Below are 22,724 nucleotides of genomic sequence, written 5' to 3' on the forward strand. Positions count from 1 at the left end.
GCGTTACTCCCATTCGATGGTGCTGGGCGGCTTGGAGCTGATGTCGTAGACCACCCGGTTGACTCCGTTTATTTCGTTGATGATTCTATTGGACATGACTGCCAGCATGTCATGGGGCAGCCTGGCCCAGTCAGCGGTCATGGCGTCCGTGCTTGTGACCGCGCGGATGGCGATGATATTTTCGTAAGTGCGCTGATCCCCCATGACGCCTACGCTCTTGATGGGCAGCAGCACGCCGAAGGATTGCCACAGCTTGCGGTAGTAATCGTTCTTCCTGATCTCTTCTATAATCAGGGCGTCCACTTCGCGCAGGATGCTGAGCCTTTTGGCCGTGACCTCGCCGATGACGCGGATGGCCAGGCCGGGGCCGGGGAAGGGCTGCCGCCAGACCATGTCGCCGGGCAGGCCCAGCTCCTCGCCCAAAAGCCTCACTTCGTCCTTGAACAGATACTTGAGGGGCTCAATGAGCTTGAGCTTCATTTTTTTGGGCAGCCCGCCCACGTTGTGGTGGCTTTTGATCACCGCGGAAGGGCCGCCAAAGGCGGACACGGACTCGATGATGTCCGGGTACAGGGTGCCCTGGGCGAGGAATTTGGCGCCCTTGATCTTTTTGGCCTCCTCCTCGAACACGTCCATAAAGACCTTGCCGATGATCTTGCGTTTCTTTTCCGGGTCCGTAACCCCTTTAAGGCCGGACAGGAATTTGCGCGAGGCCTTGGCGTAGCGGACCTTCATGTTCAGGTTTTGGGTGAAGACCTCTTTGAGGCGGTCGGCTTCGCCTTTTCTCAAAAGGCCGTTATCCACAAATATGGGATGCAGGTTCTTGCCGATGGCCTTGTGAATGAGCACGGCCGCCACCGAGGAGTCCACGCCGCCGGACAGGCCCAGGATCACCTTGTCGTCCCCGGCGGTCTCCTTGATCTCCTCCACGGCTTCCTTCACAAAGGATTTCATGGTCCAGTTGCGTTTGCATGCGCACACGTTGAAAAGAAAATTTTTCAGCATGCGTTTGCCCTTGGGCGTGTGGGTGACTTCCGGGTGAAACTGCAGCCCGAACAGTTTTTTCTCTTTATGGGCGATGGCCGCAACCTTGGTGTTGTCCGTGGACCCGGTGATGACGAATCCCTCGGGCAGCTCCTTGATGGAATCCCCATGGCTCATCCAGCATTCCGTGGATTCGGGCACGCCTTCAAACAGGCCGGCCGCTTCTTTGGGATGGAACATGGCCAAGCCGTACTCCCGCTTGTCCGCCCTTTCCACCTTGCCGCCCTGAGTGTGCACCATGAATTGCAGGCCGTAGCAAATGCCCAGAACCGGGACGCCCAGGTTCAAGAGTTCCGGGTCGATTTTCGGGCTGTTTTCGGAATAGATGCTGGCCGGCCCGCCGGACAGAATGATGCCGTCCGGCGCCAGGGACTTGACTCTTTCCACGGTCAGGCTTGGCGGCTCTATTTGGCAGTACACCTTGTGCTCTCTCACCCGGCGGGCTATTAACTGGTTGTATTGGGATCCGAAGTCTATAATTATGATCATTGAGTTTCTCCCGGTTTGATTTGTCGCACGGCTTTTGTCCGCCAGCATCCGGTTGGGTTGAAGGGTTAAGGCGTTGGGCCAAAGGCGTTTTTCTAGCCTGGGAACATTGCTTTCGGCCATGGGGCGGTAATCCGCAAAATAAATAAATCGGCGCCGCCGCCTTTTCTTTTCTCGTGATTATGGTATAAGCCGCCGAAAAGTCAACCGCAATTTGGCCCCATGGGAAACACGGAGGAGAAAGCGCCTATGACGACCGTCCAGATTTACGAAATACAAGAAGCCGGGGAAGCCCGTGAAATGGCCCGTTTGGGCGTGAATACCGTAGGCTCGGTGCTCACTTCCCGTGAAAACTGGAAACAGGACTCCCTGACGGAAGCCATGGCCGCCGCCCGGGAGGAGGGGCTTGTGACGAGCCTGATTCCCTTGTTTTCGGAACCGGAGTTGGTTCTGGAGGTTCTTGACTTTTATCAACCGGACCTGGCGCATTTTTGCGACACTCTGACAGACTCCCAAGGCGTTCCCCTGGATTTAGCGCCCATGATTGACCTGCAAAAAAAAGTGCGCAGCGCTTTTTCCAACATAAAAATCATGCGTTCCATTCCCATAGCCCGGCCGGGCAGGGGCCATGTGGTCCCCACATTGGAGTTGGCCAGGGAGTTGGAGCCCCTGAGCGATGTTTTTTTAACGGACACCTGGCTGGGGGACGGCCAGGATAACGACCCAACGGACCCGGTCCAGGGCTACATAGGAATCACCGGCCTGATATGCGATTGGGATATAGCCGCGGAGCTTGTGAAACAATCGGGCGTTCCAGTCATTCTGGCCGGAGGGATTTCCCCGAAAAACGCCTATGAGGGCGTTTTGCGCGTACGGCCTGCAGGCGTGGATTCCTGCACCCGGACTAACGCCGTGGATGAAAACGGCGCGCCCATCCGTTTTAAAAAAGATCCGGCCAAGGTCAAAATGCTGGTGGAGGAGACGGCCAGGGCGGACCGTAAAATCACAGGTTGATGTTTGGGAAATATGTGGGGACGTTCCATACATGGAACTCAAAATATAAGGGTCGCGTCGATAGTTGGCCTCTAAGTCTTGACAATTGTTTTTAATACCTTTAACTTGCTTGGAGTCAGCCGTTGATAACGGGTGGGTCCCGAAACTAACTGGATGTAAATCATACAGCCATGAACTGCATTGATGGAATCGAAGGGGTGCTGAGGTGCATTCTGAGTGAATTCCAGGAACGCTATGTAGCGGGAACCCTGGATGACTCGGATTTTATTCTAAACCTGCGCGTTGTCATAGACGGTGCGGCCAGATTCCTGGAACAGAACGAGGAGCTTGGCATTGCGCCCGCCATTTTAAAAAAGGTCATGCACCAGGCATGCAAGGAATGGTGGCTGGAATTTGCAAAAAACCAGCAGGAGGCGGCGGCGGAGGAAGACAAGGATACTCCCAGCGGAGACTCCTTGGAATATTTGGAACACTATTTTGACCATATATTTCATCACGGCGCCTATCCGGACTAAGCGCCGGATCGTTCCATGGAGGTAAGGATTGCAGGACAAGGAGTTGGAGGACCTGGAAATAAAGGCCGAAATTGACGAGATTATGGAGTCTGTCAATCAAGTCGTCCAGAGACTGGAAAAACACGGCTTGCTTAATAAAAAAGAAGATAAATCGTCAGAAACTGAGGGACGTTCAATACCGGGCGCCGGCGCCGCCACGGTTGGAGAGTAATTGGAGGATCTATGGCGTTGACCAAGTGTGACATCGTGGAAAAGATCTATGATATGGGATTCACCAAAAAAGAATCCGTGGATGTGGTTGAGCAATTGATCGAGATTATCAAGGATTCGCTCGAACAGGGCGACGACGTGTTGATCTCCGGCTTTGGCAAATTCTGCATCAAGCAAAAAGACCAAAGAAGGGGCCGCAACCCGGCGACCGGCAGAGACCTTATGCTGCGGGAACGCAAGGTCGTCACCTTCAAGTGCTCCGGAAAATTGCGCGATCTGATCAACGATTCCCAGGAATAAAGACTGCGCGTCCCTTTGTCTCAAAGGGACGCGTTTTTTTTGTCCTTGGCGAAAAAACGAGCGGCCATTCGGTATATTTTTTCCTCTTCAAAGATTCCCGAATGATGCCAATGCCTTGATGCGGGATCAGAACCCGGCTCCAAGCCTTTTCTTTAGGATTTTTTCCTGATGCGGCGGAAAATCCCCTCATCCTTTTTGTTGTGACAAACTTCTACACCCGGCCAGTATGTTCATTGGTCTTATCTGCCTAAATTCTATAATATTTATTACCATACTACAGAGGCATCTGAGTTTAACGCCCTTCAATCTGCGCCTTTGAAAATCCGTCCTCCCCAAAACGGCCGGCCGGCAAAGTCAGTCCACAACAATGACCGTGACTCCCGAAGCCCCCTGAAGCACCTTGGTGGTTACGCTGCCGGAAAAAAACTCCTTAACCCCGGACAAGCCGCGCCTGCCAAGCACCACGGTGTCGTATTTTCCTTCCTTGATTTCCTGAAGGATGTCCCGGGCGACGCCGAAACGCTGCTCCTCCACCCGGGTGGTTATGTTGTCCGGCGAAAATCCGGCGGCGATCAGGCATTTTTCCGCCTCTCCCACGTACTCCTTCATGCGTTCCCTTTTGGCGTCTTCCATGTTGCAAAAAACCTGGCTGTTTCTATTGAATAAGGGAGTGAGGGACGGACTGTCCATGCCGCAGGCGGTCGAAACCTTGGGCAGGATGGTTATGATGGCGACCTTTGCCGAGGGGTTCATGTTGTTGGCCACATACTCCAGGGCCTTTTGTGCGTTTTCCGAGTCGTCCAGGGCTATCAGAATGGAATTTGCCATAATACTCCTCCTTTTGCGCTTAGTTCCGCCTCCGCACTTTAGTCCTTCCAAAAGGCGTTGCTCGTTAATTATGATGCAAGCTGTTCCATATGGTCAAATTAAATGTAAGCAGGAAAGCGCGGGCTGTAAAGGCGCATTTGATCGCAATAATGATCTAAAGCGCACGATTTGGCTCGGACACCGCGTCGTAAATGCAATTAACCGCTCATATTTTTACGGTTAACGGCTGTTGGGAATTAAGCGGAGAAATCGTGCATTTCTCGAGGACGCCTTTTGGCGGTGGGGGGGATGCCGCACGGCGCGGATTCCTGTCAAAAAGGAATAAATGCTTCATGGTGAAACAAGCCGCACAACGGCTCCCGTCAAGGATAGACGGTGATTTTGCTTAGGATTAGAGCAGGTTATTCTTTGACATCAAGGCTCCCGGTCTTATAGTAGGTAATAGGCCGTTAGGAATTAACAAGGATTAAAGGGAAAGGAGGCGCTATGAATATCAAGAATGTCAAGAATATATTGTTCCCCACGGATTTTTCATCCACCTCGGTTTCCGCTTTGCCATGGGTGTATTCCCTGACTGAAAAATACGGGGCGCAGGTGCATTTTTTCCATGTGGTGGAAAAACTGGGGCAATCCGGATTCGGATACGTCCCTGCGCCCACCCTGTCCAGTTGGAAGGATCAGATTTTCAAAAGCGCAGAAAAGACTTTTGAAAGGTTCTGCGACGAGCAAATGGACCAATGCCCAAATTTCATAAAGGTAATGAAAATCGGAAACCCCGTGGAAGAAATCATTGCCTACGCCAATGAAAATGACATTGACCTGATCGTCATGCCTTCCCGTGCGCGCAAGGGGATGGATCGCCTTTTGATGGGAAGCGTGGCGGAAAAACTGGTGCGCTCTTCATCGGTTCCAGTGCTGGTCGTCAATCCCGATTAGCCGACGCATGAGGACGGCCCGCCAATAGCAGCCGCCCTAAGCAGCGCCTGCCGGCGGGGCGCTGCATATAATGAAAACCGCCAAGGGCGGGATGCCTGCACCGGGCGTCACCGCCCTTTCCAATGGTACTTTTCGCCCTTAAGCCAGGCGCTCATGGCGCCGCCTGCGTCTTCCGACTTGAGGGCCGCGTCCAGGCCGTTTTGCTCAATAAGCAGGGCCTTTTCAAAGTCCGTTTCCAATACGCCCTGGCGGATGGCCTTTTTCGCCAGGGACAGGGCTACGGGCGAGCGGGAGGCTATTTTTCTTGCGAAGGCCTTGGCTTCTTCCACAAAAGTCTCTTTTTCATATAACCGGTGAACCACGCCCAGATCATAGGCCTCCTCTGGGGAATACACCTTGCCGTGAAGAATCAGATCCATGGCTTTGGCGACGCCCAGCAAGCGCGCCAGACGCTGGGTTCCCCCTGCGCCGGGAATGATGCCCACGTTGGTTTCCGGCAGGCCGTAGGTGTGCTTTCCCTTGCCGGCCAGGCGAAAATCGCAGGACAGGGCGATTTCCAGCCCGCCCCCGTGGGCCTGTCCGTTCATGGCCGCAATGGTGATGAGGCGGCTTTGCTCCAGGGCCAGGTTCAGGCGGTTGAAGGGATAGAGTTTTTGGGGCTTGTCTTGCGCCGTTTCTTTTGTCTTTTGCCTGCCTTCGGACAGGGACGCCAACTCGCCCACTTCATAATGGGCGATGAAAAACCGTTCATTTCCGCCCGTTAGCATAAAAACCATGAGGTCATCCATGGCTTCCAGATCCGCCAGAAGGCGCTGAAACTCGAACACGCCGTCCGCCGTGATGGTATGCCGCGGAGGGTTTTTGAAGGTGCAAAAGGCGATGTTCTTTTCTATGGATACATCAAAGTATTTGTAGTCCATCATTCCTCCTGGGCGTTTGTTTTGAATTGGGTTGCTCAATTAAGTTGGTATCGAATGCGAAAAGCCTGTAATCGCGGCCGGACCTTTACTCCCTATGGACCGTGTAGGGAGGCTATTACGGCCTGAGATGCTATCTTGTTGGGTTTCGCGGGAAGGAAAAAGTCACTTTAATCCAATTCCGCAAGATGCAGTTAATAGGCCTTCAACGTGCATTTCCATGCCCTGCCCAACCTATGTTTTATTAATAAAGATGGCAGGTTGGGTAGAGTTCGCATGGCTTTTTTAAAGAGACTGTTTTCTTGTGCGCCGGGAGCAACGCTGGAAGCCAAAAGCCTAGGAACGGAACCCAACAAATGGATTGCCGTCCCCAGAACTATCTTTTGCCCTGACAACTCGTCATTCCTGCAAGCGGGAGCCCAGCGCCTTTTTCGGATTTACTCCTCCAAGGGCCTGTCCGGCCACTGGATCTTTCCCCCGTCAAACTCGACCGTAAAAACCTTGGCCGGGTCGGACGTCTCCTGGACATGGGGAACCATGCCGCCGGCGCCGAATCCTTCAGGCACGTAAAGCATAAAATCCAGGGGCTTGATTTCGCCGTTCTTGAGGGCGTCCAAATACAAGTCGGGCGCCTTGGGGTTGGGAACGCCGAATTTCTCCCCCACAAACCGGCTGTTGTTCAAGTACCTGTCCGCATACCCGAATGCACAGCCCCACAAGCTGAACAAGCCTATGCGTTTGGGGAACTTCCAGCCGTAAGTAATCTGATGGATATGGGCGTTTTTAAGCTGGGCGAAGCTGGGCCAATTGCCGTTCCCCCAGGTCATGTCCGGAAAAAATTGGTCCGGGACGTCCTTTTTCATGAAGGCCATGGCCATGGCCGCCACGGCCTGGGAACCCCAGAAAAATTCCCGGTTGAAATAGTGGCCTTCAGCGCTCCACGCGGGATCGGTCCCGCGCAGGGGATTGGCCGTCAGGTCGAAAAATCCCTTGAAGACGTTTTTCTGGTCCTTCTCGCCCCGATAGCTGATGAACTGGCCGCCCAGGAAAAGGCTGGGCCCGAAAATGCCCTTTTTGCCGTTTTCCTCGTAGCTGACCACCCCGTCGCCGGTTTCATCAAAGGCTGCCAGGAATTCCTTTTTCATGTTCAGGCCTTCCAGTTCATCCACGGCGTCCAGGTATCCGAAAAAGGTCTTCTGCAGGTCCCAGGGCATTTTATAGATGTCCCAGTACATGTGCCTGGTGTGGATGTCCGTATACGCGCCGTCGTTCACAAACCCCAGCCTGCCTCCGTAGGACGCCAACGGAGCTCCGGAAACGTCGTCCCAGCCCGTTACAAAATAATCCGATTGCCCCATGCCCCACTCTATGGCTTTGGCGATGGAAAAATCGCGGGAGATGGGGTTGTCCAGAGCCTGCCCGGTGGTGATGGCCTTGCCGTCCAGCTTGGGAACGGGCTGAATCTGGGGGAAGAAGCCTCCGAATCCGTCGTCCAGGCCGGCTTCCACGGCCTTTTTCAGGCCCATGTTGCAGAACAGATATCGGGCGCACATCAAATCCACGGCCGCTACGTCCGAACTCGCCATGATAAGGCCTTCGGCCAAAGCCTGGCCCAGGCCTACCCCCTGGTGGTCCCGGTTGACGGTCTCGATGCCGTCCACAATGTGCAGCATCATCACGTCCTGGCTGGCCGCCGCCCGGATGATGTCCAGCATGGTGCCCGTGAGGCCGCCGGTCTTCTCCACCTTGTAGACGCCGTCCTCGCCCTTCACCGGAATCATCTGTTTGGGGTCCAGTTCAGGAACCCAAACCTGATGGGGGATGCGGCTTTTGATGACAGGAATGTCCGTGTCCGGCGTGCCGTACATCCATTTTTTGCAACCGGCGTGATTGGCCTGCAAAGGATAAAGCCCAATGCCCAAGTTCTTGATGGCGTTGGTGAACATGGCCTGGGAATGCACCTTGAGCTTGGGTACGTTGACCAGGACGCAGCCGGGATACTTGCGGCAGTCCTCGGGATCCGCGGGATCGCCGCCCACAATGGCCTTGTGCAGGATAATGGACTTGAAGCACTGGCCGTCGGGCAGGTCGATGGCCCGCCCCCGGTGGGGATCGTCATGCAGCCGGTTGAGGTCGTAGATCATCAGGCGGCCGCCCGCATCGCCGGGAGCGATGAACTCGCCGGTCAAACTTTCGTCATAGCCCAGCATGGGGTTTTCGTCCGAGCCTTGGGGAAGGGTGTCCGCCAGGTAGCGCCTGACAAAATAAAAGCCCCAGCCTCCGTAAAAGTCGTCGCACTTGCCTTCGTAAGCGGCTTCAGGCGTCACCGCCCGCCCGGTCTTTTTGATCCGGGTGTATTGGGCGGCCCGATAGGCGCTGTTGGAGGCCGCTTCGCCCATGCACATCTGGCCGTACCGGACGCCGCCTTTATCGTGGAACCAGCGCATAATCGCGGCCAAAAAGGCCCAGTCCGTATTGGCCACCGCTCCGTTGAACAGCAGGTGGGAATAGGGCTCGATGTTCTCCACGGTCACCAGGTTGGGTTTGAGCAACAGCTTCTTGCCTGTCTTGATCCTGGCCTGCACTTTCAGCAACAAGCCCTCGGCCTGATCCAGGGCCGACATGGCCTTGTCCATATTTTCGTAGGTGTAATCGATCTTGGCTTTGATCTCCGCCCAGGCCTCCTGGTCGTCCTCTTCGATCACCTTTTTCAAAAGCGCGGGCGAGCCGATATAAGATTTTTCAGGCGAAACCCTGGCTGCTCCGATGGCCGCGCCCGAGCTGTCCAGGGAGATTTCCCCCATATCCGATTGTACCGTGATGTCGTTTTTTTGCGTCATGATTCCCTTGCAGAATAAATTATGATTTTAAAGGGTTGGGGAGGATTGGGAAGCGTGGAGGCGCCGCCGCATTCCATTTTAATACGCTCTCCTATTATCTATGGATTATTTTCACACTCGTCAAGAAAAAATGAAAAACGAGCGCTCATTTTATTTTTGTGCGGCGCCCGCGCCGGCCAGTTCCCGGAGGGCTGTTAAGGCCAAGTTGCTGTCAAAATAGTAATATATTCACCTTTTGGATTGTAGTCCATATTGTACCAATAACCCACAACGGCGCCGGGTCCCCGTTTCCGGAAGTGCTTCACGGGGATGACGGAGAGCGGCCACTGAAGGAAGATTGTGGGGATGTAAACTGCATTCTTCAAGACTGAAAAATGCTGTAGGTGGAGACAATTGAAATCAGTATCGTCCCCCTGAAATCAATTTGTTGGGTTTCACAGCAGGGATGCAGGCCTTATTGGGTGTTCAGGCAAGGGGCCTTTTTTCCACTTCAACGCTCTGTTTCAGCGCTCTACCCAACCTACGTCTTTTCATGTAAAAATAGTAGGTTGGGTAGAGCTTGCGAAACCTTTCCTAAGGAGGCTGTCCATCTTTTGCCGGGGGAATGTTTAAAGCCAAAACCATGTGAGCGAAACCCAACAAATGGATTCTCCTAAAACCTTCTTCCCCTCTCGTAGCCCGTCATCCGGCAAGGGCGATTTGTTTTTCAGGATCGCTTCAAGCCGGGACCCATCGTTATGGATTTGTCTATGAATATAATTACTTTTTTGAACCAGGGCTTATCCTGCGAATAACAAGCGGGGGGTTACACTTTCCCTTTGAACAACAGGAGCAACAAGGAGTGGACGGCAAACATGATTGATAAAACGTGTATGGTCGTAATCCATCCTGTTAGGCCGCCGTAAAATGCTTTGGGCAATGTCTGGGAGGCTGCAACAGCGAACATAATAGCGATTACACTAAAAAAATTAGAGCCGGTTCTCCAAGCATGGAAATTGGCCATGAACCAAACGCCGCCTGCAATCATGGAGCTGAGAATCATCCCCATGGAAAGGGGATTGAGCATGAGGCTGGTGGATAGGATTCCTAATAGCGCCGCAGTCAGAAAGACCGGAGCCTGTATTATCAGGAAGCATACATGGTCTTCAAATTCCTGGTGCACGAGCTGTCCCGCCTAATCCTATAAAAGCATTATTTGAGCTTGATGACGGGCTTTCCACAATCAAAAGCCCTATTGGGTTGACATTTTCATAAATGGAAACGATGCTCAGGATGACTCGTTCATTTTTTTGTCCTTCATTTTTCTATACCACTCTTTGTCGCCGTATAGCTCTTCGGAGCATACCGGGCACAAGCCATGGCTGAATTTCGCCTCGGAGTGGGTTTCGATGTACGACTCGATGAGCCCCCAATACCCTTTGTCGTCCCGGATTTTTTTGCATCGGGAGCAAATGGGCAATAGGCCCCGGAGGGTTTGAACGTTGTCAAGGGCTTCCTGCAGTTGTTTAATAAGGCCTTTTTGGCTGTCCAAGGCGTTTTTCAGTTCCGTGACGTCCCTGGTGATGCCTTCCACGCCGCCGATTTCCCCCTTTTCATCCTTAAAGAAATGGGCGTTGGTGGAGGCCCACCAGACGGAGCCATCCTTGCGCCGTAATCGGGCCTCGAAGTTTTTTACATGCCCCTTTTCCGTCAAAAGGGCCGTAAATTTTTTTCTTTCCTCGGGAACCAGATAGACTTCCTCGGCCATTTGCATGCCGATAGCCTCTTCCACGGTGTAGCCGGACAATTTGGTTACTGACCGGGATATGAAAATGATCTCCCCCTGCAGATTTGTCCTGTATAAAAGATCCGAGCTGTTGTCGGCCAGTGAACGATATATTTTCACGCTTTGCTCAAGATTTTTTATTTTGGTTAGCAACTCGGAATACGTCGGCTTCGGGGCCATTGGGGACCATTTCCGTAACAGTAAAGATGGGGTAAGTAAATGAGTTCGTTGTATGGCAAATGCCTCAAAATTAATCAATAGTAACTGATATATGGCTATTTTTCAAGCCCTAATTACAGCACCATGGCGAGGAGCAGCGGTTTTATTTTTTGCAGCTTTTTGGTAGGCGGGCGCGCCAAAACCCTTTGTATAGCAACAGGCGCCGAAGACGGACAGCCTTCGCCGCCGTTCATGGCCCTTGCGGAAATCAACGTCTGGTTCAAAATTTCTTGACAAGCGTGCAACAGTAATGTAGTCAAGTGTGTACACTCATCGCCGAAAGGCCTTCTGCTTTCCGGCATAATCGTCAAAGTTGCAAGCTGTTAGGGGGATTCGCTCATGAAAAAAGTATTGCTGGTATTGGTTGTCCTGTTGCTCGTTGGCGCAGGAGGAGTGGGGCTTTTCATCAAGCTCCGCAGTCAGCCGTCCATGGAGAAGAAGACAATCGCCAATGTGCAGGCTGCAGGCAGCCTGAAGGAGCACACCAAGCATTTTGAACGCAAGGTGTATAAAATTGCGGACAATATCTATTCCGCGGTGGGCTTTGGCTTGGCCAATTCCATCATGATCGAAGGCGACGACGGCCTGATTATTGTGGACACTATGGAAAGCCTCCAGGAAGCCAGGGATGTTTTGGCGGAGTTCCGCAAGATTTCCGGCAAGCCGGTCAAGGCCATTATCTACACGCACAATCACACGGACCACATATTCGGCGCCCAGGCCTTTGCGGAGGGCGGCGAGCCCGAGGTCTACGCTCACGAAAACCTGGGCTATTACGTAAATCGTCTTGTCAGCAAGATGAAGCCCATCATCGGCAACCGCAGCATGCGCATGTTCGGCAATTTTCTGGACCAGGAAGGCTTGGAGAACGACGGCATTGGTCCGTTTTTGGGCATCGGCCCGGACCGGGAGCTTGGCTACATCCCGCCCACGCAAACCTTTCGCGATAAAATGGACGTGGAAGTCGCCGGCGTGAAAATGGAGTTGATTTACGCGCCCGGCGAAACCAACGACACCATCTACGTCTGGCTGAAAGGGCCCCGGATTCTGATGACCGGGGACAACCTGTACCGCTCCTTTCCCAATTTGTATACGATTCGGGGAACGCCTTATCGCAGCGTTAAAAGCTGGTATCAGAGCGTGGACATTATCCGGGATCTCAAACCCGAAATCATGGTCCCCAGCCACGGCCAGCCGATTTTCGGCGCGGAAAAGGTTTACGCCATCGCCACGGACTACCGGGACGCCATCCAGTACGTGCATGACCAGGGCATCCGGTGCATGAATATGGGCATGACGCCGGACCAGATTGTGGAGCAGGTCCATCTGCCGCCTCATCTGGCGGCCTCTCCCTATTTGCAGGAGTACTACGGCAAGGTGTCCTGGTCCCTCCGGTCTTTGTTCGACGGAAACCTGGGCTGGTTTGACGGGGATTCGGCCACGCTTCAGCCCTTGTCCCAAAAAGACAACGCCCAGCTTATGGCCGACCTGGCGGGCGGTAAGGACAATCTTCAAAAAGAAGCCCAGGCAAGGTTTGACCAAGGCCAGTTTCAGGCGGCCTTGCAGTTGACCGGATACATCATCGCCCTGGATCCGCAGAATCAGGACGCCAGAGGCCTGCGCTCCCAGGCGCTTATCAAAATGGGAGAGCGGGAGGAAAACGCCAACGCACGCCATTATTATCTGACCGAAGCCCTGGAAATCCGGGACAACTTTGTGGCCAGCACCGGAGACGTCAAGTCCAGCCCGGAAATGGTGCACAGATTTCCCATCGAGGGATTTTTCGAGTTAATGGCTGTGGGCCTGGATCCGGTCAAGAGCGCTGACCTGGATCAGAAGGTTGCCATCAGGTTTACGGACGCGGGCAAGGACTTCACCATCCATGTGCGCCGGGGCGTGGCAGAAATTCAGCCGCGTTTGCTGGATGACCCGGATATCCTTGTGAAGGTGGACTCCAAGATCTGGAAGGAAATGCTGAGCGGCCTGCGCAATCCCGTGACGACCATGGCGGGATTCGACTATGAAAAGGGCGGAACCATCGCGTTCGCCAAGTTCATGAAGATGTTCAAAACGCCCGCGCCCAAGCTGGCTTTTGAACCTGCTGCCTAAGGTTGGAAATATTAATCAGGGAACGCACTCGCGTTCCCTGATTTTTCATAATTCCTGATAGTTATTGAAAAAGAGGTAGGTTGAGTAGGGCCTGCGTTTGCGCTCCCAAAAGTTATTTCCTATTCCCGCCTGTCCGGCCGTATAGTTCCTGGGATTTTCCCGCGAAACCCAACAATCTGCTTTCCAAAGTCCTATTTTTCGCCATAATCATGCACTCAACCCCGGCAGCATGGAGCCCGTTTCCATCAGGTTGCGGTGCAGCTCAAAGCACTTGTTCAAATCATGGGGAATATGGCCGGCCCTGGAGTTTTCAATGTACCGGAACAAATAATCCCGATACATGGGGTGGGCGCAGTTTTCGATGATCTTTTTCGCCCGGAGCAGGGGGCCCAGGCCGCGCAGGTCGGCCAGGCCTTGCTCGGTAACCACCACCTGCACGGAATGCTCGCCGTTGTCAATATGGGGGCACATGGGCACCACCGAGGAAATCCTTCCGTCCTTGGCGATGGAAGGCGTCATGAACACGGCCAGATAGGAGTTTCTGGAAAAATCCCCGCTGCCGCCGATGCCGTTCATGATGTCCATGCCGTAAACATGGGAGGAATTCACGTTGCCGTAAATATCCATTTCCAGGGCCGTGTTCATGGCGATCACGCCCAAACGGCGGATGATTCCAGGATGGTTGGAGAGTTCCTGGGGCCTGAGGATCAGGCGTTTGGCGAAAAAGTCCATGTTATCTACGATCACGCCAAGGGCGTCCTCCGTGATGTTCAGGCTTGTAGCGCTGGCCCCGAGCAGCCTTCCTTGTTGCATGAGCTCCACCTGGGAGTCCTGAAACACCTCCGTATACATGGAGAAAGGCGGTATGTCCGGGTGAGTTCCCAAAACGCCCATGACTCCGTTGGCCACGTTGCCTACGCCCGCCTGGAGCGGCAGAAATTCCTTGGGAATGCGCCCGGCTTTCATTTCTGATGCCAGGAACTCCACCAGATGCCCGGCGATCTGCCGGCTCACTTGATTGGGTTGGGAGAATTCCGAAACCGTGTCCGGTTCGCTGTTCAACACCACGCCCGCTACTTTTTTGGGATCCACCGTAGCATAGGGCACGCCGATCCGGCTCATGGGATGGGCGATGGGAATGGGGTCCCTGTGGGGCGGCGGAGGCAATGTCACGATGTCGGCCATTTCACGCAGGCGAGGCGATTGAACCGTGTTGATTTCAATAATCACCTTGTCGGCCAGGGCCAGCATGGTGGGGGATATGCCGATGGAGGTGGTCAGGTACACCCTGCCGTCCGGAGTGACTTCCGAGGCCTCCACAACCGCTGCGTCCATCTTGCCGAAAAATCCGAACAGCATGGCCTGGGGAACGTGGGATAGGTGCATGTCCACATATTCCACGTCCTGATTGTTGATCTGCTTTCTCAGGCTTCTACCCGTCTGGTAAGGGGCGCGCCAGGAAATGGCGCCGGATTGGGCCAGCACCTCATCAATGGCAAGGCCGCTGGATGCGCCGGTCAGCACGCGCATGGCAAAGGGCCGGCCTTTGCGGTGCTCGCTTTCGGCTTTATCCGCCAGGGCGTAAGGCACGGCCTTGGCGCCGCCCGCCGCTCCGAACCCGGAAAAGCCGACTGTGTGTCCGTCTTTTATGAAACTCGCCGCTTCTTTGGCTGTGATAACTGGATAAGGTCCGTATTTGGTCATATTTTTGCTCCGTTCCGTTAAAGTTACGCTGCGACCGAGCAAAGATTTTGCAACCTTTGTACCAAGCTCAATTGGGCTTGTACATGCACCAAACAAAGGGCTGGCGGGGCGGGAGTGCGCCGTTGCTGCGGGGCGTTGGCGTCCGGATTTCTTACACCCCGGCCTATTTTTTTACAGGCCCTGCAAAACGTCCTTCTCGCTCGCAGGCGCCATGGCGCAACAGAGATAGGGGGCGCGTTATTCGCCCAACTCCTGCTGGACTGCTTCGGCGATGGCCTGGGCGGTCCCTTGGGTGGCTTCTTTGGTGGGGCCTTCCACCATCACGCGGCAGACCGGGCGCGTGCCCGAATAGCGCACCAAAATCCTGCCCTGGTCGCCCAATTCGTTTTCCGCCTTTTCAATGGCTTCGGCCACGGGTTTTACAGTGGCCAGGTCCGGCTTGGAAGATACGGGGATGTTGATCAGAACCTGGGGGAAGACGTCCATCATGCGTCCTAGTTCCGACAAGGGCTTTTGGAAGTGGAGCATGGCGCCGATCAACTGGATGCCGGAAAGAACGCCGTCGCCCGTGGTGTGGCAATCCAAAAAGATCATATGCCCGGAATCCTCGCCGCCTATGACGGCGCCGGACGCCTGCATGGCTTCCAGGACGTACCTGTCTCCCACGTCCGCGGCGATATGGCGGATGTCCATGCGATCCAGGGCTTTTTTGAATCCCAGGTTGCTCATGACCGTGCTGACAATGGTGTTTTGGGCGAGCCTGCCGGCTTCCTTGAGCCAGGCGCCGCAAATGATCAATATCTGGTCTCCGGAAATCCGGGCGCCCGTCTCGTCCACGGCGATGAGGCGATCTCCGTCGCCGTCAAAGGCCAGGCCCAGGTGGGCCTTGTTGGCAATCACTTCCTTCCGGAGCGTTTCGGGATGCTGAGACCCGCAATCCACGTTGATGTTTATTCCGTCCGGGGTGATGAACAAAGGAATGATTTCAGCGCCCAACCCGGAAAAGACCTGGGGCGCGATGGAATAGGTGGCGCCGTTGGAGGCGTCCAGGACGATTTTCATGCCCTTTAGAGGCTTGTCGCCGGGAAGCAGGGATTGCAAAAAGGCCGCGTAGGAATCCTGGGCGTCGGGAATCTGATGGGTTTCCCCTACCGGCCCTCCGGGGAAATCCTTGAACGCCAGGGCTTCTATCTCTTTTTCCACTTCGTCGGAAAGTTTAAAGCCCCTGCCGCCGAAAATCTTCAGGCCGTTGTCTTCAAAGGGATTGTGGGAGGCGGAAATCATGACGCCGGCGTCCAGGTCGAATTCCCGGATCACATGGGCCAGCCCGGGAGTGGGAATGACGCCCGCGAACATGGCGCCGGCCCCTGCGGAGCATATGCCGGCGGCCGCCGCGGACTCCAGCATATTTCCGGATATGCGGGTGTCTCGTCCTATGCCGATTTTCACGGCGCCGTTTTTACGGGATTGAAAATACAGGGCTGCGGCCCGGCCGATTTTAACCGCCATTTCAGGGGTGATGGGATGTTGATTGGCTTTTCCCCTCACCCCGTCGGTTCCGAATAGTTTTTCCGCCTTGTTATCCACGTCTTCCCCAATCGAATGAAGTTATCGGACTGAATGAATTTTGACAGATTCTTTTTATCGGCAGGAGGGGATGATGGCAAGGCTTTCTTCCAAAATCTTTTCAATAAAACCATTCAGCCACGCGGTTCCCTGGGCGGCTTGTTCGGGAGACAGGCTTTTGATGAAATCCAGGTAGGCGCCTTGTCCGGCCCGGGCCAGGGCGATGAAGGACTCTCCGCCGTTGGGATTTTGGGAGGCGCTTTTCCATTTTTTCAGGCAGGCGGAAATTTCGTCCGCCTTTTCCGCCAAGTCCGTTTTTTGCGCAAAAAGGGCGTCCGATCCCTGGCCGGCTTTTCGCAGCATTTCGTTGGATTTTTCCAGCTTGCCGCAAAAAGCGTTGAATCGTTTGATGCGTTCATCCAGGGCTTTGCCGCAGGCATCCAGCAGGCCTTCAAACAGCGCTTTTTCCAGGCCGGACCTGTAAAAGCAGGATCTGACGTGCACGTACCATAAACGCAGGGCCAGCAGGTCGGCGATATAGGCCAGATTATGGGCGGCGATCCTTTTGACCGCTTTATACACGCCGGGCGTGAAGGGCATGCAGGCCTTGGGCGCGGCGCGCTCCATAAGCAGGCTTCCGGGTTTGGAAACGTCCTTGCGCCAGACCGTTCCCGCGGCGGTTACGTTGCCGTATTCGATCCGGCAGGGGCCCACCAGGCCGCCCTGGCCGCCCAGGAATATGGGAGGCTGGTTCAGCATAACGCCCCGGGCTACGTCGCCGATCATGGACGCCGTGGCTTTGTCCTGCTGGGGCGTGTAATTGAAGTGGATGAACGAGGAGCCCACCTCGCTGTGATTCTTACGGTCCGTGCCTCCGGCCATGAGGCAGTCGCAAAAATTGATCAGGCTTCCCAGAGTGACAAAAGGAAACAGGATGGTCTGTTTAAGCCCCACGCTGTGGGCGCCGCTGGCCTGCTCCTCCAGGATGGTTCCCGGCCGTACATGGGCGCCGGACCCCATGGAAGCTCCTTCCAGAAACACGGCCCCCTGAAAGAAACCGCCCTTCAACTTGACCTTGGGGCCGATTTGGCAGTCCTGCACTGTCGCCGGGGCTTCCTCGCCAAGCACGGCGCCGTCCAGGATGCACGTGGATTCTCCAGAGATGCGGCATCCCGGATGGATGACCACGCCCCGGCCTGAAATGCGTGCGGGGTTGACCTCCTCACCCACGAACACGCTTTCGGGATGAGGCATGGCAACCCCGCGATTCAGCAATATGTCAATCTGTCTGTTGGCCATGAAAAGCCGCTTTCATCGGTCCTTGTTAGTCCCTGCCTCCGCCGAACAGGCGCAGCATCATCAGGAACAGGTTGATGAAATCCAGATACAGGGCCAAGGCGCCCATGATAGCGCCTTTGCGCACGGCGGATGCGCCGATGTCGTCGGGCTGGGTCAGGGCCATTTCCTTGATCTTCTGGGTGTCGTAGGCGGTGAGGCCCACAAAAATTGCAATGGTCAGGTAGGTGATCGCCCAGTACAAAGCGGTGCTTGCCAGGAATATATTGACCACCGAGGCGATGATCACTCCGATCAGCCCCATGAACATAAACCCGCCCATGGAGGTCAGGTCCTTTTTCGTGACCCAGCCGTATACGCTGCACGCCGCAAAGGTGCCGGCCGTGGCGAAGAAGGCCCCGAATATGGCGGTTTTGGCGTAGACCGCGAAAATAAAGGACATGGTCAGGCCGTTCAAGGCTGAATAAGCCACAAACATGCCCGTGGCTGTGCTGGCTTTCATGGTTGTGATTCGTGAGCTTAAAATGAACACCAGCGCCAATTCGGCAATGATTAAGCCGATAAAGACGCCCGGAGTGTTAAATATCAGCTGGGTCAGCGCCGGAACCTGGAACGTGGCGTAAGCCAGGACGCCGGTCAAAGTCAGGCCGATGAACATCCAATTGTACACGCTGGCTACAAAGGCGTTTACCCGCGCCTTGACTTGTTCCGGGGATTGATAGGTGATGGGTTCCATGGTGGTATCCTCCGTAAATTGTAATAATCCAAATGTTATGTCGTCTGATTATCGGCCCCCTCTTTAAAAACGGCCGATAACCTGCATTATTGCTCCAAGGCCCTGATTTTCTCTTTCAGTTCCGTGGGGTCGTCGCCCCGCAGGATTTTTCCCTGCAAGGAAATTCTGTACGTTTCCAGGGCTTTTTCAGGATCGCCCGTCTTCAAATAGGCGTCGCCCAAATGCTCCCGGATGACCGGGTCGTCCGGGGCGAGCTCCACAGCCCTTTTTAAATACCCGAGGGCCTTTTCAAACTCGCCCAGTTTGAAATACACCCAGCCCATGCTGTCCACAATATAACCATCATCCGGCGAAATTTCCAGCGCTTTCGCCACCAGTTTTTTCGCTTCTTGCAGATTTTGGCCCAGGTCCGCGTAGGTGTAGCCTAAAAAATTCAGGGCGTCGGCGTTTTCAGGCTCGATTTTCAGAACCTGCTTCATGGTTTCGATGCAGGCTTGCTTGTCGCCTTGTTTGTCATAGAGAACGCCCAAAGAGTAGAGCAGGTTGATATTGTCCGGCTCCTCTTCGATGCGGTCCGTAAGCGCTTTTACCGCCAATTCCTGGTTGCCGGCCTGTTGCTGCAGATTGGAGGCGTGGATGACGAATTCCGTCTCCAGGTGGTCGGCGGACTCCACGGCCTTGAGCGCTTCCAGGGCCGCCATAGCGTCTTCAGGTTTGCCGGTCAGGTACGCCGAGTAAATCAGCCCCTGGAAATAATAGGAGGACTTGGGCGGAATGCTTTGATAGGCCTCCAGGGCTTCCTGCTTGCGGCCCGTGGATTCCAGGGCGTAGGCCAAAAAATAGGACAACTCCCCGTCATTAGGCGCTTGTTTGTGCAGTTCCGAAAATATTTCGGCCGCTTCGGCGAAATACCCGTTGTTTATGTAAGAGTGGGCGACGCCCTTTGCAACCAGGGGATCCTGGGGATGCTCTTCCCTCAGCTTGCCGAAAACCTCGTTGGCCTTTTCCAACTCCCGCCTGGAAAGATAATACTGGCCCAGACCCAGATAGGGCAGGGTGTTCGAGGGGGCGTCCCTCATCATCTTGCTGTATATGGCCTGGACCTTTGCGTCGTCTCCCAACTCCCTGTATACCTCGGCCAGGTTAAGCTGAACCTGTTCAAAGTCGGGCTTCAAAAGAAGGGTTTCTTCAAAGGCTTGGGCCGCCAGGGCGAAATTTCCCATATTATAGGCGACTCTGCCGATAAAGAACCAGGCGCTGATCACGTCCGGAGAGTTGGGCAGCTTTTCGATGAAGCGCTGGTAGACGGAAATGGCCTTTTCCGGCTGGTTGGCCTTATGATAGGTCTCCGCCAACAGAAAATAAGTCTGGGATTCCTCCGGGGCTGTCTTGAGAACCTTTTCATAGGCCGCGGCGGCCTCGTTCCACTTTTTCAACTGCAGCAGGACCGCGGCCCGGGTCAGCAAAACCCGGACATTGTCCGGGTCCTCTTTCAAAAGCAGGGCGGACTCCTCCAGGGCGCCTTGGTAATTGCCCTTTTCCACGAGGATTTCCAACAGCCCTTGCTTTAAAAACCGGGATTCGGGGTCCTTGGCGATGGCTTTGTCCAGGTATAACGAAGCCGCGTCCAGGTTTCTATCCCAAAGCATTCTTTGGGACAGCAGGTAATTGTAATAGGCCCCGCTGCTTTCGGGAATAATGATCTCCTGGCGCTCCCGCGCCGGTATGACGGCCCTGGCCGGCGCAGATTGCCCGGGCGGCCGCATCTTGACGGCCAGGCCGGAACGGACGCATCCGGGCGTTATAAGCAGGGCCAGGCCCACTAAGGCCCATACGCCCGCGCGAACCGGAATTGAGGCGTTTTTGCGGGATGCGGGTTTTTTCGGCGGTTGTTCAGCCGGTTTGAAATCAAAGGCGCCTTTGGGTACGTTAAACATCGCGGCTCCAAAGCAAAATGACAAAAGGCCGGGCCAAAGGGCCCGGCCGGGATTTTTCAGGGATTTCCCTGGGTGTCGGGTTCAAAGCCGCCCTGGTAATTGGAAAAGTCGGGAATTTCCTTCTCCAGGAACGCTTTGAGCTTCTTCACCACGCCGCTTTCCACCTGCCGTACGCGCTCCCGGGAAATGCCGTGGCGATCTCCAATTTGCTGCAGGGTTACGGGAGAGTCGGAAAACACCCGTTCATCGAAGATTTCCAGTTCCCGTTCCTTGAGGGTTTTGCGGAATATGTCGATTTTCTCCCGCAGGATGGTTTCCATCTCCTTGCGCGCCACCTGATCCTCGGCCGATTCGCTGGGAGTGGATAAAAATTCGATGCGTTCGGAGTCGGAGTCGTCCTTCACCGGAGCGTCCAGGGACAAATCCCAGTTGTTCAGGCGCTGGTCCATGTCGACAATGTCCCGCTCCGAAACGCCCAGCTTTTCGGACAACAGCTTGGGTTTGGGGTCGAACCCCTCCTCCAGGAGCTTTTGCTTTTCCTTTTTCAGCTTGAAAAAAAGCTTGCGCTGAGCCTGGGTGGTGCCGATTTTAACCAGGCGCCAGTTGTCCATGATGAACTTGAGGATGTAAGCCTTGATCCAGAAGGACGAATAATACGAAAACTTGACGTTTTTGTACGGATCGAATTTTCTGGCGGCCTGCATGAGCCCGATATTGCCTTCCTGGATGAGATCCAGGAGGTTTTGCATCCACACCCGTTGAAATTCCAGGGCGATTTTCACAACCAAACGCAGGTTTGCGGTTACCAGTCTGTAGGCGGCGTCCGGATCGTCAAATTCCTGAACCCGGACCGCAAGCTCCCGCTCCTCTTCTCGGGTTAAAAGGGGATATTTACTGATTTCAGATAGATACCTTTGCAGGGGATCGTAGGAAACCAGAGCCCTTTCTTTAGACGCCTTGCTTACGACCGCAGGCGGCTTGGCCTTGGCCGGTTTTTCCTTTTTTTGCTCTTCTTCCAATGATTGGCCTTTATTTTCCGTCATATCAGCACTTTCTTAAAAAAAAGTCGCCTCCCTGTCGGTCCGCTTCTCCCGGATGTTTCCCCTTGCGTCCAGGATGGCCGGATTTTAACTAGGAAAGTATCCCACATATTGTTTACGGTGTCAATTGGGATGGAGCGCCTGGCGGCGCCGGCGCTTCATGGCTGGTATAAAGGAGGATAAATGATTGATTTTTTTCTGCACTTACGTTTATTGTATGGTCCATGATTAACAATAATACACTTCCGGGATTTGGCAAGTCATGAAAGTTACTGATTATATGTCGCCAGAGCAGGTTTATTTGGACGCTCCCATCCGGGGCAAGGAGGAAATCCTTCACTTTGTGTCCCAGGCCTTCGCCCAATGCGGGGCCGCGCCGGATAAACGCACGGTCTACGATTGCATGAAGGAAAGGGAGGACATCATGAGCACCGGCATCGGCGGGGGCGTGGGCATCCCCCACGCCGCGTGCGCCGGAGTCACCCGGCCGGCGGTGGTTATCGCCAGGCTCGCCCGGCCGGTGGATTTTCAAGCCCTGGACGCCCATCCCGTGGACGTGATCATCGCCATGGTTGTGCCCAACGCCCGGGTCAGCCTCCACCTTCGCCTGCTGGCCGCCATTTCCAGGCTGGTGAAGTCAACGAATTTTCTGGATGACGTGCGGTCCGCGTCCTCATCCGGGGACCTGTTTTCCCACATTAAAGAAATTGAAAATTCCATGGCTTTTCATTAAAGCGGGAGTTTTCCGGGATGCAATATAAAACGCCATGTACTTGCTAATCGCCGTAATAAATAACGAACAGGTTTTGGAAGACCTGGTCACCGGATGGATCGACATGGGCATCACGGAGGCCACGGTGGCCGAAACCACGGATCTCTTGCAGCTTATCAGCAACAACATCCCCATATTCGCAGGATTCCGCACCATGACCACCGGCGGCGCCACCCACAACAAAACCATCTTCACCGCCGTGGAGGACAAGGAGCTTTTGGACAAGGCCACGGGCTTCATCCAAAGCCTGTTCCGCCAGACCGGCAAGCCCTCCCAGGGCTTTTACTTCGTCGTCCCCCTGGTGGACAAAGGCGCCCTGGGCCTGGAAGCGCTTTAATATCAAGTCTCAATCAAAAGGGAAAAAACAGTTGACGGCCTGATCAATCATCACGAAAGAATGACGCAGGGCCCCCGCTTGCGACCGAGTCTGAAAAACGGATTGGCTTTGCGGGAATAACGATCTATGCCGCCGCCGATGACAATGGGCGGC

20 protein-coding genes are annotated in these 22,724 nt (G+C 54.6%); 8 read left to right on the forward strand and 12 right to left on the reverse strand.

Annotation, left to right across the window (positions count from 1 at the left end; translation table 11 throughout):
- Positions 1–3 precede the first annotated feature (3 nt).
- Positions 4–1,533 (reverse strand): glutamine-hydrolyzing GMP synthase, encoded by a 1,530-nt coding sequence (guaA, locus tag BUE18_RS13455; RefSeq protein WP_073476574.1) that lies wholly within the window; start codon positions 1,531–1,533, stop codon positions 4–6.
- Positions 1,534–1,779: 246 nt separating this feature from the next.
- Here guaA and BUE18_RS13460 point away from each other — a divergent pair, with 246 nt between their 5' ends.
- The 4 genes from BUE18_RS13460 to BUE18_RS13475 all read left to right on the forward strand — a co-directional run bounded on the left by BUE18_RS13460 (position 1,780) and on the right by BUE18_RS13475 (position 3,569).
- Positions 1,780–2,544, forward strand: coding sequence for a beta/alpha barrel domain-containing protein (locus tag BUE18_RS13460; protein ID WP_073476526.1), 765 nt, complete (start codon positions 1,780–1,782; stop codon positions 2,542–2,544).
- 170 nt (positions 2,545–2,714) lie between these two features.
- Positions 2,715–3,059 (forward strand): hypothetical protein, encoded by a 345-nt coding sequence (locus tag BUE18_RS13465; protein ID WP_073476528.1) that lies wholly within the window; start codon positions 2,715–2,717, stop codon positions 3,057–3,059.
- Between the two features lie 28 nt (positions 3,060–3,087).
- Positions 3,088–3,270, forward strand: coding sequence for a hypothetical protein (locus tag BUE18_RS13470; RefSeq protein WP_073476530.1), 183 nt, complete (start codon positions 3,088–3,090; stop codon positions 3,268–3,270).
- Between the two features lie 11 nt (positions 3,271–3,281).
- Positions 3,282–3,569: an integration host factor subunit alpha gene (locus BUE18_RS13475; RefSeq protein ID WP_073476531.1), complete on the forward strand. Its 288-nt coding sequence runs from the start codon at positions 3,282–3,284 to the stop codon at positions 3,567–3,569.
- A 354-nt stretch (positions 3,570–3,923) separates the two neighbouring features.
- Here the strand turns inward: BUE18_RS13475 and BUE18_RS13480 are convergent, their stop codons facing one another.
- On the reverse strand, positions 3,924–4,397 hold the full coding sequence (locus BUE18_RS13480) for a universal stress protein (RefSeq protein ID WP_073476533.1): 474 nt from the start codon (positions 4,395–4,397) through the stop codon (positions 3,924–3,926).
- Between the two features lie 486 nt (positions 4,398–4,883).
- On the opposite strand from BUE18_RS13480, the gene BUE18_RS13485 reads away from it, so the two are divergent.
- Positions 4,884–5,333, forward strand: a complete 450-nt coding sequence (locus BUE18_RS13485; protein ID WP_073476535.1) for a universal stress protein — start codon at positions 4,884–4,886, stop codon at positions 5,331–5,333.
- 107 nt (positions 5,334–5,440) lie between these two features.
- Here BUE18_RS13485 and BUE18_RS13490 read toward each other — a convergent pair whose 3' ends face one another.
- From BUE18_RS13490 to BUE18_RS13505, 4 genes are all read right to left on the reverse strand, one after another.
- Entirely contained in the window at positions 5,441–6,253 is an 813-nt protein-coding gene (locus BUE18_RS13490; RefSeq protein WP_073476536.1) for an enoyl-CoA hydratase/isomerase family protein, read from the reverse strand.
- A 434-nt stretch (positions 6,254–6,687) separates the two neighbouring features.
- A complete protein-coding gene (locus BUE18_RS13495; protein ID WP_073476538.1) occupies positions 6,688–9,090 on the reverse strand; it encodes a DUF362 domain-containing protein in 2,403 nt (800 codons plus the stop codon).
- 805 nt (positions 9,091–9,895) lie between these two features.
- Positions 9,896–10,252, reverse strand: coding sequence for a hypothetical protein (locus BUE18_RS13500; protein ID WP_073476539.1), 357 nt, complete (start codon positions 10,250–10,252; stop codon positions 9,896–9,898).
- Positions 10,253–10,357: 105 nt separating this feature from the next.
- Entirely contained in the window at positions 10,358–10,975 is a 618-nt protein-coding gene (locus BUE18_RS13505; RefSeq protein WP_170868364.1) for a PAS domain-containing protein, read from the reverse strand.
- 438 nt (positions 10,976–11,413) lie between these two features.
- Here BUE18_RS13505 and BUE18_RS13510 point away from each other — a divergent pair, with 438 nt between their 5' ends.
- Complete coding sequence (locus BUE18_RS13510; RefSeq protein WP_083611008.1) at positions 11,414–13,183, forward strand: alkyl/aryl-sulfatase; 1,770 nt, start codon at positions 11,414–11,416, stop codon at positions 13,181–13,183.
- Positions 13,184–13,390: 207 nt separating this feature from the next.
- On the opposite strand, the gene BUE18_RS13515 is transcribed toward BUE18_RS13510, so the two are convergent.
- The 6 genes from BUE18_RS13515 to BUE18_RS13540 form a co-directional block, all read right to left on the reverse strand.
- The gene (locus BUE18_RS13515) at positions 13,391–14,887 is read right to left on the reverse strand and encodes a succinyl-CoA:acetate CoA-transferase ScpC (protein WP_073476542.1); all 1,497 of its coding nucleotides are present in this window, start codon (positions 14,885–14,887) and stop codon (positions 13,391–13,393) included.
- 237 nt (positions 14,888–15,124) lie between these two features.
- The gene (gene glmM / locus BUE18_RS13520; RefSeq protein WP_073476544.1) at positions 15,125–16,474 is read right to left on the reverse strand and encodes a phosphoglucosamine mutase; all 1,350 of its coding nucleotides are present in this window, start codon (positions 16,472–16,474) and stop codon (positions 15,125–15,127) included.
- Positions 16,475–16,528: 54 nt separating this feature from the next.
- The gene (locus tag BUE18_RS13525) at positions 16,529–17,752 is read right to left on the reverse strand and encodes a hypothetical protein (RefSeq protein WP_073476546.1); all 1,224 of its coding nucleotides are present in this window, start codon (positions 17,750–17,752) and stop codon (positions 16,529–16,531) included.
- A 25-nt stretch (positions 17,753–17,777) separates the two neighbouring features.
- A complete protein-coding gene (locus tag BUE18_RS13530; RefSeq protein ID WP_073476548.1) occupies positions 17,778–18,485 on the reverse strand; it encodes a Bax inhibitor-1/YccA family protein in 708 nt (235 codons plus the stop codon).
- Positions 18,486–18,571: 86 nt separating this feature from the next.
- Positions 18,572–20,422, reverse strand: coding sequence for a tetratricopeptide repeat protein (locus BUE18_RS13535; protein WP_073476550.1), 1,851 nt, complete (start codon positions 20,420–20,422; stop codon positions 18,572–18,574).
- A 56-nt stretch (positions 20,423–20,478) separates the two neighbouring features.
- Positions 20,479–21,465, reverse strand: coding sequence for a sigma-70 family RNA polymerase sigma factor (locus BUE18_RS13540; RefSeq protein WP_073476552.1), 987 nt, complete (start codon positions 21,463–21,465; stop codon positions 20,479–20,481).
- Between the two features lie 259 nt (positions 21,466–21,724).
- On the opposite strand from BUE18_RS13540, the gene BUE18_RS13545 reads away from it, so the two are divergent.
- Together BUE18_RS13545 and BUE18_RS13550 are read left to right on the forward strand one after the other, a co-directional pair.
- Positions 21,725–22,195 carry a PTS sugar transporter subunit IIA gene (locus BUE18_RS13545; RefSeq protein ID WP_073476553.1) on the forward strand — a complete coding sequence of 157 codons (471 nt, stop codon included), beginning with the start codon at positions 21,725–21,727 and terminating at the stop codon, positions 22,193–22,195.
- 34 nt (positions 22,196–22,229) lie between these two features.
- On the forward strand, positions 22,230–22,571 hold the full coding sequence (locus BUE18_RS13550) for a hypothetical protein (protein WP_073476555.1): 342 nt from the start codon (positions 22,230–22,232) through the stop codon (positions 22,569–22,571).
- Positions 22,572–22,724 lie beyond the last annotated feature (153 nt).

The sequence above is a fragment of the Desulfatibacillum alkenivorans DSM 16219 genome, from assembly GCF_900142135.1.
In the GTDB taxonomy this organism is placed as follows: domain Bacteria; phylum Desulfobacterota; class Desulfobacteria; order Desulfobacterales; family Desulfatibacillaceae; genus Desulfatibacillum; species Desulfatibacillum alkenivorans.